The 2,611-nt window shown below is 41.9% G+C and carries 5 protein-coding genes; 1 reads left to right on the top strand and 4 read right to left on the bottom strand.

The genetic code is table 11. The features are described 5' to 3' along the window. A partial coding sequence (locus tag WA010_RS10965) for a HepT-like ribonuclease domain-containing protein (RefSeq protein ID WP_422557155.1) occupies window positions 1-180 on the top strand: 180 nt, incomplete at its 5' end. 30 nt (window positions 181-210) lie between these two features. On the opposite strand, the gene WA010_RS10960 is transcribed toward WA010_RS10965, so the two are convergent. From WA010_RS10960 to WA010_RS10945, 4 genes are all read right to left on the bottom strand, one after another. Continuing rightward, the gene (locus WA010_RS10960; protein ID WP_422557154.1) at window positions 211-606 is read right to left on the bottom strand and encodes an energy transducer TonB family protein; all 396 of its coding nucleotides are present in this window, start codon (window positions 604-606) and stop codon (window positions 211-213) included. Between the two features lie 65 nt (window positions 607-671). Then, window positions 672-1,301, bottom strand: a complete 630-nt coding sequence (locus WA010_RS10955; RefSeq protein ID WP_422557153.1) for a TPM domain-containing protein — start codon at window positions 1,299-1,301, stop codon at window positions 672-674. Next, entirely contained in the window at window positions 1,298-2,194 is an 897-nt protein-coding gene (locus WA010_RS10950) for a TPM domain-containing protein (protein WP_422557152.1), read from the bottom strand. Before WA010_RS10950 ends, WA010_RS10955 begins: the two co-directional genes overlap by 4 nt. Before the next feature lie 3 nt (window positions 2,195-2,197). Then, window positions 2,198-2,611: LemA family protein (locus tag WA010_RS10945; protein ID WP_422557151.1), on the bottom strand; the 414-nt coding region annotated here is incomplete at its 5' end.

The raw sequence follows: 2,611 nt of genomic DNA, 5'->3' as shown, positions 1-2,611 counted from the left end.
CATGCTGGTGAACTCGAAATCCTCTCTAATTTTGAAAAGCAAGATATCAAAGGGAGCTATGAGCTTCGCAATTTCATCGCACACGATTATGAGGGGATTGATCTTTATATCGTTGAAAACGTGATTGAAGAGAGGTTTCCTGTTATCAAACAGGGGATTAAGAAAATTTTAGATTTATAACCAAAACAATCCCTGCTTCATCATTTATCCTTATTTTTTCTTCTTACTCTCATTTTTATCCATATCATAATAAACACGATATCGAATCAATATTTTTTCCTTTGGTCGAGGATATTTATAATACGCAAGCTCGATCGTCTCTCTAGTCGTGTCATTGAGAACCTCAATTTTGCTTTTTTGGACAAAAGATATATCCGAAATCGAACCATTCGGATGTAAATAGAACTCAATCATATTTCTATCATTAACAATCACATCAGCAGGAATACGTGAGTGTCCATAACGATCTAATACAGCTTGCGTGATACGACGTATTAATTTATAATTTCTAGTTAAATACTCTTTTTCTCCGGCACTCAGTTGTTCAAACTTTTCTCCATAAGTTGTTTTTAGAGTATCAAGATCTTTTATCTCTTCTGCATTCAAACATAAACTCAACAAAATCAAAAAAATCAATCTATACAGAGAATTCAACATAAATAATTCATACTTTAATGATCAATATGCCCAACGATCAACTCGTTCGGCAATTCATCCATATCCCCCTCTTCGGCGGGGAATTCGCGTGCTAAAACTGTACCGCACGATTCAATCGCTTCGAGGTACCCTTCCCCAACACTTTTCGTATGCAAACGATGACGAAATTTTTCTAAAATCGGTTGCCATTTCTCAGGAGAGATTTTCGCATCGATCCCGATATCAGTGAGTATCTCGACATACCCCTCATCGATTGAGACAAAAAACAAAATAGCGCGTCGTTTCGTGGTACGATACAAACCGAATTTACGAAAACTTTCCTGTACTACGAGCGTTGCTTGCCGTCGCATCACGACATTTGGAACCAAATATTTGGAGATGAGGGGTAAACGGGTTACAATCAACAATACGATAAATAACACTATCTGTAAGCGAAAAATATCCCCCAGTGTGAGCCAATCGGTGAGCCACAGCATCAAATGAGGGATCAACAACGCACTCAATGCCGATACGAAAAAAGCGTAAATCCCATAATCGCTACTTTTTTGAGTAATGATCGCGACAAATTCGCAAGAACTGTTTTTCTCGGCGTTTTGGATCGCCTCTTTTATCTGATTTTTTAATGTTTCATTCAACTGTTTCATAAACTCCCCAATCCGTCCAATACACTTCCGATGTCAGCACTTGCACCCGCTCCGCCGAAATCGCCACCGCCACCGCTAAATATTTCGAAGGAATCCCCGCTTCCAATATTTCCACCACTATCGGCCATATCGGTAATTATCGATCCGTAATCGGAATTTTGATCCGAATAATAGGCAATGATAGCGACAATCAAAGCGATAATACCACTGATAATCATGATGTGACTGAACGCCCATACCAAAAATCCGGCAAATCCTCCAACTAGAACTGATGCTATTACCCTGATAGCAATATTAACTTGTCGTGAGAAAAAGTAGCTTCCTGCCCAAAATGCCATCACTAAAAAAGGGATTGAAGCAATAGCCGCAATATAAAATGCACTCATCCGTACAGGTTTATAGGCACCGTAATCATGTTGATACTCTTTTGATACAATCGTCCCGATGGCATCGATTGTATCACGTATCCCGCCGTAGACATCTTTCTCTTTAAAACGGGGAAGCATTTTCGATTGGATCATCTCATACGCTTCGGCATCGGTGATAAACGCTTCCAACCCATAACCGATCTCGATCCGTACTTTTCGATCTTTCGGGGCGATCATGATCAAAATTCCGTTGTCTTCGTCTCTCTGCCCCACTTTCCAATAACGGGCGAGTTGATACCCATACTCAGCAATGTCATACCCATCGAGTGATTTGAGAGTAACGACCACCACCTGTACGGTGCTGTCACGTTCGATCGTCCCTGACATATCAGCGAGAGACTGCTCTTGAGCTTTAGAGAGGAGTCCCGCTTCATCGACAACCCGACCCGTGAGTTCAGGAAATTTCGGCTCTGCAAAAGCATAAACCCCTATAAATACTAGGGTTAAAAGGGCTAACCGAAACATCGATTAGAACGCTACGGTTGGTGCTTTTTGACTCTGAGGCTCTGCGCTAAAGGTCTCTTTTATCGTTGCATCGGGATAAAGGATTGCAGCTACCCAACGCCCCGGAACCGTACGAAGTTCGAGATTGTAGGCTTGGACACTTTGAATGTAATCACGACGTGCAACGCTGATACGATTTTCCGTCCCTTCCAACTGCACCTGCAATGCCATAAAATTTTTATCGGCTTTGAGTTCTGGATAACGCTCACTGACCATCATCAGTCGTGAAAGAGCACTACTAAGTTCCCCTTGCGCTTTTTCAAACGCGGCAAATGCTTTGGGATCATTCAAAACGGCCGGAGTTATGTTCATTTGTCCCACTTTGGCACGTGCTTCGGTAACACCGACGAGCACCTCTTTTTCATGAGAGGCGTACCC

The sequence above is a fragment of the Sulfuricurvum sp. genome, assembly GCF_049305995.1.
GTDB lineage: Bacteria > Campylobacterota > Campylobacteria > Campylobacterales > Sulfurimonadaceae > Sulfuricurvum.
The sequence above is the reverse complement of the archived record's forward strand: the minus strand, read 5'-3'. Positions and strand labels throughout refer to the sequence as shown.